Annotated in this window: 10 protein-coding genes; 7 read left to right on the forward strand and 3 right to left on the reverse strand. The window is 36.4% G+C overall.

The features are described 5' to 3' along the window. Window positions 1-74: 74 nt before the first annotated feature. Window positions 75-563: a TrkA C-terminal domain-containing protein gene (locus RZN25_17490; GenBank protein ID MEQ6378602.1), complete on the forward strand. Its 489-nt coding sequence runs from the start codon at window positions 75-77 to the stop codon at window positions 561-563. A 5-nt stretch (window positions 564-568) separates the two neighbouring features. Next, entirely contained in the window at window positions 569-1756 is a 1188-nt protein-coding gene (locus RZN25_17495; protein ID MEQ6378603.1) for a cation:proton antiporter, read from the forward strand. A 330-nt stretch (window positions 1757-2086) separates the two neighbouring features. Here RZN25_17495 and RZN25_17500 read toward each other — a convergent pair whose 3' ends face one another. After that, the gene (locus RZN25_17500; GenBank protein MEQ6378604.1) at window positions 2087-2467 is read right to left on the reverse strand and encodes a kinase-associated lipoprotein B; all 381 of its coding nucleotides are present in this window, start codon (window positions 2465-2467) and stop codon (window positions 2087-2089) included. A 113-nt stretch (window positions 2468-2580) separates the two neighbouring features. Here RZN25_17500 and RZN25_17505 point away from each other — a divergent pair, with 113 nt between their 5' ends. Both RZN25_17505 and RZN25_17510 read left to right on the forward strand, forming a co-directional pair. Further along, window positions 2581-2760, forward strand: coding sequence for a hypothetical protein (locus tag RZN25_17505; GenBank protein ID MEQ6378605.1), 180 nt, complete (start codon window positions 2581-2583; stop codon window positions 2758-2760). 82 nt (window positions 2761-2842) lie between these two features. Continuing rightward, a complete protein-coding gene (locus RZN25_17510) occupies window positions 2843-3418 on the forward strand; it encodes a superoxide dismutase family protein (protein ID MEQ6378606.1) in 576 nt (191 codons plus the stop codon). Window positions 3419-3437: 19 nt separating this feature from the next. On the opposite strand, the gene RZN25_17515 is transcribed toward RZN25_17510, so the two are convergent. Then, the gene (locus tag RZN25_17515; protein ID MEQ6378607.1) at window positions 3438-4616 is read right to left on the reverse strand and encodes a MalY/PatB family protein; all 1179 of its coding nucleotides are present in this window, start codon (window positions 4614-4616) and stop codon (window positions 3438-3440) included. Window positions 4617-4789: 173 nt separating this feature from the next. On the opposite strand from RZN25_17515, the gene RZN25_17520 reads away from it, so the two are divergent. The 3 genes from RZN25_17520 (at window position 4790) to yugI (ending at window position 7262) form a co-directional block, all read left to right on the forward strand. Next, window positions 4790-5698 (forward strand): ketopantoate reductase family protein, encoded by a 909-nt coding sequence (locus tag RZN25_17520; protein ID MEQ6378608.1) that lies wholly within the window; start codon window positions 4790-4792, stop codon window positions 5696-5698. Window positions 5699-6020: 322 nt separating this feature from the next. After that, window positions 6021-6482 carry a hemerythrin domain-containing protein gene (locus RZN25_17525; protein MEQ6378609.1) on the forward strand — a complete coding sequence of 154 codons (462 nt, stop codon included), beginning with the start codon at window positions 6021-6023 and terminating at the stop codon, window positions 6480-6482. Window positions 6483-6863: 381 nt separating this feature from the next. Beyond that, entirely contained in the window at window positions 6864-7262 is a 399-nt protein-coding gene (gene yugI, locus RZN25_17530) for a S1 domain-containing post-transcriptional regulator GSP13 (GenBank protein ID MEQ6378610.1), read from the forward strand. Between the two features lie 58 nt (window positions 7263-7320). Here yugI and RZN25_17535 read toward each other — a convergent pair whose 3' ends face one another. Then, window positions 7321-7557: a DUF378 domain-containing protein gene (locus tag RZN25_17535; protein MEQ6378611.1), complete on the reverse strand. Its 237-nt coding sequence runs from the start codon at window positions 7555-7557 to the stop codon at window positions 7321-7323. Window positions 7558-7673: the final 116 nt, after the last annotated feature.

Raw genomic sequence — 7673 nt, forward strand, 5'->3', positions numbered from 1 at the left:
GAACCCCACTGCTTTAGCTGTGGGAGTTGTCAGAAAAATCTTTAATTTGAAATAGTAATGAAAGGAGTTTTAACATGAATGTTTCAGTATCTCAATTGCCTGGTATTGGGCAAAAAATATCCTTCACCACAGCTGAAGACAGTAAATTAGTTCTTATCGTTCATCATACAGGGAAAAGAGAATTGTATTTTTTTGAAGATGAAGATATGGATGAAGCGGATTTTTCAATGGATTTGACGGCAGATGAAACAAGGGAATTAGGTGCTCAGTTACTTGGAGCAACCTATCAACCAGTAGATGCCGATAAGTTAAAAATTTTCAAAAACCAAATTGTGGTGGACTGGGTTGAAATGAAACCCGAATCCCAGATTGCAAATAAAACCATAGAGGAATCAGAAGTACGTAATTTGACTGGTGCAACGGTTATGGGGATTGTTAAAGGGGACGATGTTGTGGCCGCACCCGATCCTTCAACGGTTCTTGAACCAGGTCAAGTTCTCATGATTTTAGGTAAACAAGAACAAGTGTCTAAATTAGCAACACTCTGTAGGGGAGAGGAGTGATGTTTTTGGGGGAGGAAATACCGTCTCTTCTTGGTGCTGGACTCATCCTTATTGCGATTTTTTGGCTTGGTTTCTTAAGCATTAAAATAAAATTCCCTAATGTGGTATTGTATATCCTGTTAGGTGTGATTTTAGTTGATATTGTCCACGAGAATGAGCTACTTCATTTTGCAGCGGAAATAGGGATTGTATTGCTCTTCTTTCTGCTTGGTCTAGAATTCTCCATTAAAAGACTGGGTGGAATTGCTAGGAAAATATGGCCGGCGGGACTATTAGATATTTTTCTTAACTTATTTGTCGTTATGGGAATCGTTGTGTGGTTTGACTTAGATTTATTGACAGCTTTTTTAATAGGCGGCATTACATATGCAACAAGCTCATCTATTACTGCAAAGCTATTAGATGATTCTGGTCGAATGGCAAATACGGAAACGGAATTTATTCTTGCCCTTCTCATATTTGAAGATTTAATTTCTCCTATTATCGTTGCTGTTTTAATAGGTATCTATGGTGGAGATTCATTCGGTACTTCTGATGTTTTCATTTTGATGCTAAAAATTATCGGGCTAACTTTAGGGGCTGTTCTGTTAGGAAAAACCATATTTCGTCGCTTTGAAGAGTTTCTGGAAAAAATCTATGATGAGGATTTTAGAATTGCTCTCTTAGTTGGTATTGCATTGAGTTACGGGGGATTGGCTTTATATTTGGGATTGTCAGAGGTTCTTGGAGCATTTTTGGCAGGAATTATGCTTTCAGAAATGAAACGAATTGAGTTAGTGGAACACGTTGTTTATCCCGTAAAGGATTTATTACTTCCTACCTTTTTTGTTTACTTCGGTACCTCGGTAGAACTTGGGGAAGGTGTTCCTATGATTGGGCTGCTTTTTACTTTGCTCGGTTGGACACTAATTGCAAAGGTATTAGTAGGAATAATAGGGGGACGCTGGTATGGATTAAAAAAGAGGACTTCTTTACGAGCTGGGCTTTCATTGACAGCAAGAGGAGAGTTTTCTGTAGTTATTGCTGCAATAGCTACGGGAACAATAAAAATATTTGGAGGAATTTATATCGTTTTAGCAGCCTTTTTGGGGATGATTTTGTTTGAAAGAGCACCTGCTATTACGAACAGGATTTATGGCAAACCAAAGAAAAAGAAAAAGTCCATTCAAGTTCCAGGAAATGAATCGCTTTAAAGGCATGGAGAAAACTCTATGTATTCTAGCTTCGGTGAAAAAAGCTTCATCAAGTAATCTTCGAAGTTTTTGCCCCGATTCATCCAGGAAGGAAAGCTATATAGTACTTCTTCGCAGATACAAGTGATTTTCTTGTTTCAAGGGGCACTCGTTCTTTTTCTGTGAAAATGAAATGGGCGAGTATATTGTGTGAATTTAGAAATGCTTGATCTAATTGATGAATTTAAAAGAATCACAACCTTTATCAAAATGGAAAAATAGACAAAAATAAATACCCCAGTATTAAATTAATTTTCATGCTGGGGTTTAAGTGTGAAATTATGTAGTTTCTTATTTAAAATAACTTTTTTCTAAATCTCCTATTTCTTTTAATGCACGATTGCGAAAGTCAGCATTTTCTATTTTCAGAAGCTTTTCCTTCAGTTTATCCACTGCTTTTCTTAAGGATTCTTGAAAATCCGGAATCTCTTCTTCATAAGAATGAACGGCATTTTTAGGAACATTCATTTTTTCGCGGAATGCCAATGCTCTTCTTTGATGAAACAAAACTCCTTCTGATTCAAGTGGGTGATGTAAGTCCCCTTGTTGAGGGTGCTTATGAACGGCAAGGACTTCTACTAAATATCTTTCCCCCCTATCTTCTACTACTTTTCCAATATAAATTCCGCTATTATAGTGCGCTTTGACAGACTGTCCTACAGAAATAGTCATGGTATCCCTCCTAATCTCTATTTTACAGAATCATCTCACATAATCAATCACAATATTTCTGTACAAAAAAGAGATTTGATATACTACAATTATCAGAAAGGGTGAATAGAACTATGATGGAATTTTTATATTTTCCTGAGGATAAAACTGAATATATTCCTGCGTTTATTATGTTGCTTTTATTTACTGCTATGGCGATAGTTACTATGTATTGGATTCGTAAAACGTCTAGAAAAGAGCAAAATGAAATAGAAAAAAGATACTATAGAAATGATGATGACCCGAAATCATAATTTTAAATTATGTAAACAATAGTTATGTTTTTATTATAATGGGTCACACTAAAAGGTAGTATAGGCAGAAAGGAAGGATTATATGGTGCGTCTCATCGCTCCTTTTCTGTTTGGAGCTATTCTTTTAGCCGGTTGTAATACAAATCAACGATCTATTGCTGATGTGGAGTTATATAACCCTTCAGGAGATCTGTTAGGAACAGCAAAACTAAAAGAGAATCCTGATGGAGTAGAATTTGATATAACCGTTGAAGGGCTTGAGCCTGGATACCACGGCATTCATGTTCATGAGTACCCGGAATGTGAGCCACCTGATTTTAAAAGTGCTGGAAGTCATTGGGATCCTGATAATAAGCAGCATGGACTGATGCATCCAGAAGGTGCTCATAAAGGGGACCTTCCTAACATAGAAGCAGATGGTGCTGGTAAGGCAAAAGCAACCCTTATGCTTCCTGGTGCCACTTTAAAGGATGATCGCTATTCTTTATATAAAAATGGAGGTACTAGCTTAGTTATTCATGAGCTTCAAGATAACGGCGTTACCCAACCGGCAGGGGACTCTGGGAATCGAGTCGCTTGTGGAAAAATCTCCTTAACTAAAGATGAAAAGAATCCTCCTAGTGATCCCACAGAGGGGGATAAGGAAGAAGTAGAGTAGCCAGTGGAAAATCCACTGGCTACTCTTTTGCCACGTACTTATCAAGTGCCTTCAGAATTCGTCTAGTTCCTTCTTTTACATTTTCAGTTGTAGTAGCAATATTCATTCTCATGAATCCTTCCCCATTTACCCCAAAGGATTTTCCATTATTAAAACCGACCTTAGCTTTTTCTTGCAGGAAGAGTTTAAGTTCTTCATCATCCATTTGTAATCCTCTAAAATCTAACCAAAGGAGATAAGTGCCTTCTGATTGTATTAACTTAACAAATTCATTGTATGGTTGAATCATATCTTCTACTATCTTTTTATTTTCTTCAATGATTAATATCAGCTCTTCAAGCCATTTTTCCCCTTTTAAATAGGCGCTCTCCATTCCGGTAATACCCATGGTATTCAACATTCCTAATCCGAATTTCCCAAAGAAGTTTTTCACTTTTGTTCTGATTTCAGAATTTGGTGTTACAAGGTAAGAGACTTGCAGCCCAGCTAAATTAAAAGTTTTCGTTGGAGCATAGCAGGAAATTGTGATATTTGCTAAATCCTTGGAAAGGGAGGCTATAGGAACATGTTGGTGGCTCCTATAAATTATATCAGCGTGAATCTCATCCGAAACAATAAATACATTATATTGGAGGCACAATTGTCCGAGTTTATTTAGTTCATCATATGTCCAGACTCTACCTACAGGATTGTGTGGATTACACAAAATAAAGAGTGATACACCTTTTTTAAATTCCTCTTCAATATGGTCATAATCCATCTCATAGCGCCCATCTTCTAACACAAGGGGATTTTCAACTAGAGTTCTATTGTGTTTTTCTACCACATCAAAGAAAGGCGGGTATACTGGAGGTTGAATCATTATGCGATCTTTCTCATTCGTTAAGGATTCTACGATCATATGTAAAGAAGGTACAACCCCTGGACTATAAGTTATCCAATCGGTAGAGATATCCCAATGATAATGGTCGGAAAACCACCCTTGGATAGAAGTTTCAATCTCTTTGTCTGTAATGGTATATCCAAAGACCCCGTGCTCCAATCTTTTCTTGAGATCTTCAATGACTTGTGTAGGGGCCATAAAATCCATATCGGCTACCCACATAGGGAGGATGTCCTCTGATTTATATATTTTTTTTCCTAAATCCCACTTTACAGATCGTGTATTACTACGATCTGGCACCTGTGAAAAATTCATATGAAATTCCTCCTTTATTAGTTATTTCTATTGTACCGAAAATTCCAAGAAATCATAAATATTTGTTTCTAGAAAAAAGGGAATATGTTGTTAGGGGAGAATTGTATAGTATAAAAGGTATGCTCTATTATTGCTGAACATAAGTATACATGAAATCTTGGAGGGGTGTTACTATGAATATTGTCGTTTTAGGTGCTGGTGCTGTTGGAGGTTATTTTGGTGGAAAGTTAGCTCATGCGGGGTTTCCTGTAACATTTCTTGTGAGGGAAAAACGCTACAACCTTTTAAAGAAAAATGGACTGCAAGTATATAGTAAGCATGGAGATTTTACTGTAAAGCCAAAGCTAGCGATGGACCCAAAAGAAATAGAAGGTCCCTCAGTGGTTATAGTGGCATTAAAAACTTATCATTTGGATGCTGCCCTTCCTACTATTGAAAGTCTGGTAAATAAGGGTGCTAAGGTTCTGCCTCTTTTAAATGGCGTTGATCATTTGGATAAACTTAGCCAATTAGTTGGTCCGGAAAACGTTCTAGGAGGTCTTTGCTATGTTGAATCCACTCTTAATGAGGAGGGAGCTATTCTACAAACCAGTGACATGCATGATTTGTTTTTTGGTCCATTATCAGGAGATGAGCCTCAATGGTTGGACCAGTTAGAAAGTATGATGAAGGATTCTGGTTTTGTTGTACAAAAAACAGATAGAATTATAGAAGAAATGTGGAGGAAATACATTTTTCTTTCTTCTCTTAGCGCTATTACCACAGCAATGAGAAGTCCAATCGGAGTGGCTGTTAATGATCCTGTTACCAGTGAGTTTCTAAAACAATTGATTAGGGAAGGCTACCAAGTAGCAAGAAACAAGGGAATAGCCTTGCCTGCCACTTTGCCTGAAGATGTATACAAGAAAATAGAAGGACTGCCTCCAGAGATGACTTCTTCCATGCATCGAGACTTTGATAAAGGGCTTCCTATAGAATTAGAGGAACTTCATGGGGCCTTAGTAAAAATGGGGAATGACTCTACCCCAGCAATGTCAGCAATTTATTCAGTTCTACATCCATTTCGAGAAGGAAAAAAATAATTCCATAGGGCTTGCCAATAGGCAAGCTTTTTTTTTTACCAGAAAGTATAAAATTTGTCTAGCTCCAGCGAAAAAACTTCATCGAATAATCTTCGAAGCTTTTGCCCCGAGTAAAGAAAGCTACTTAGGGTTACTTCGCAGAAGCAAGTGCTTTTCTTGTTTCAAGGGGTGCTTAAGCTTTTCTTATGATTAAATGATGAAAAATTATTGGAAAAAGTAGAAAAAGATTTGTAACTGTGACAAACATCATGTTCAAAGGTAAATTAATTTTGTACGATGTACATGCAAAGAAGTTATTTTGCATGAATTGGAGTGACTGATAATGAGAGAGAACTCCCCTCAATGGATCGATCATTTTATGAAAGAGCATGTCCCTCTAAAAAATGAGATAACAAGAATTCATCAGCTAATTGTTGGATTTGAAACCGACCATACGAACAATAAATGGTCAGAATTTGCTTTAGAATTACAACTGCCTGTAGAGGAATTCTATCAAAAATTTATGGAACATATTAAGCGCGAAGAAGAAGTAATATTTCCTATCTTGCAAAATGACAAGGATGATGGATGTCATTACTTTTCTTTAGACTATGAACATAAACAGATAGAGCAGTACTTAAAGCAGTTCTTAATGGCGATGAGTTATAAAAAAGATAATCTACTAGATATAGAAGCTCAAACCATTATCTCCTTTCTGAAGTTTGTTTATCCAGCTGTTCTTAATCATTTTAAACGGGAAGAAGAGTCCATTTTTCCAAAAGCACTTGTTGGGGCTCAAAAATAAAAGAGACATGTTGGAGAGTATCTCAAACGTGTCTCTTTTTATATTATTATTAAGCTTTAAACAAAAAAAGAGCAAAGCGTTCTTTGGGGTACGCTTTGCAATCACAGGGGGAATACGAGAAAGTCTTACATGAAGTAGGATTCCCCTTTTTGTATAGTTTAAACCTAAAAAACTTAAAAAAGCGAAAAAAAATTACTTATATCTGATTTCGTATAGGGATTGCATGATTGATCCGAATTCAGCTGTTCTTTCTCAACAATTACTTGAAGAAGAAAGAAAAGGTAGTTTGAATATTGAATTACTTTGATAACATTTACTTTTTGTGATAAAATTTTATATTGTGTGAAATGATAAGATAAATCATATCGGGAGTTGTATATTATGTCAGAGAAGTTTGAAGTAGGTCAAGTAGTAGAAGGTAAAGTAACCGGAATTCAACCCTATGGAGCTTTTGTATCTCTAAATGATGAAATTCAGGGTTTAGTTCATATTTCTGAAGTCACTCATGGATTTGTAAAAGATATTAATGAGCATCTTAATGTTGGAGATGAAGTGACTGTAAAAGTTCTTAGCATCGATGAAGAGAAAGGTAAGTATTCTCTATCCATTCGTGCTACTCAAGAAGCACCAAAGGCTCCTAGTAAGCCAAAAGCTCAACCTAAAAAGCGTGTTGTTAAGCAAGAACAAGCTACGGATAACCCTGGTTTTAACACTTTGAAAGATAAACTAGAGGAATGGATTCAACAATCCAAAGACCGTGAAGACACTTTTGGGAATTAATAAAAGAAAGAAGTCCAAACCATTTTCGGGTTTGGACTTTTTATATGCTCATAAAGCTTTAAGTAGTAGTTCTAGGTTCTCTTTGATCAGCGATTCCTTCTGCTGGCTTAAATAATAACGGTAAGCATATGAGTCCACTAATTCCTACTAGAGAATAGATGACTCTGGCAAATCCTGCTTGTTCACCGCCACCAAATAGTGCGGCCACTAGATCATACTGAAATAAACCTATTAGTCCCCAGTTAATGGCCCCAATAATGATTAAGGCTAGTGCAATTCTAGAAAGAATGCTCATGTTTCTCACTCCTTTCTTGCTATTTTATTTTCTTTTCTAGAATGTCTATTGATCTTTTGAATTATTCGTAAATATTAATTAGGGTCTGCTGAACGATTCACTAAACAGCCCATTTA

The sequence above is a fragment of the Bacillaceae bacterium S4-13-56 genome (assembly GCA_040191315.1).
Classification (GTDB): domain Bacteria; phylum Bacillota; class Bacilli; order Bacillales; family JAWJLM01; genus JAWJLM01.

Coding starts and splice junctions, on each gene's coding strand:
- RZN25_17490 (MEQ6378602.1), top strand. CDS start 75: ATGAATGTTTCAGTATCTCAATTGCCTGGTATTGGGCAAAAAATATCC.
- RZN25_17500 (MEQ6378604.1), bottom strand. CDS start 2,467: ATGACTATTTCTGTAGGACAGTCTGTCAAAGCGCACTATAATAGCGGA.
- RZN25_17505 (MEQ6378605.1), top strand. CDS start 2,581: ATGATGGAATTTTTATATTTTCCTGAGGATAAAACTGAATATATTCCT.
- RZN25_17510 (MEQ6378606.1), top strand. CDS start 2,843: ATGGTGCGTCTCATCGCTCCTTTTCTGTTTGGAGCTATTCTTTTAGCC.
- RZN25_17515 (MEQ6378607.1), bottom strand. CDS start 4,616: ATGAATTTTTCACAGGTGCCAGATCGTAGTAATACACGATCTGTAAAG.
- RZN25_17520 (MEQ6378608.1), top strand. CDS start 4,790: ATGAATATTGTCGTTTTAGGTGCTGGTGCTGTTGGAGGTTATTTTGGT.
- RZN25_17525 (MEQ6378609.1), top strand. CDS start 6,021: ATGAGAGAGAACTCCCCTCAATGGATCGATCATTTTATGAAAGAGCAT.
- yugI (MEQ6378610.1), top strand. CDS start 6,864: ATGTCAGAGAAGTTTGAAGTAGGTCAAGTAGTAGAAGGTAAAGTAACC.
- RZN25_17535 (MEQ6378611.1), bottom strand. CDS start 7,557: ATGAGCATTCTTTCTAGAATTGCACTAGCCTTAATCATTATTGGGGCC.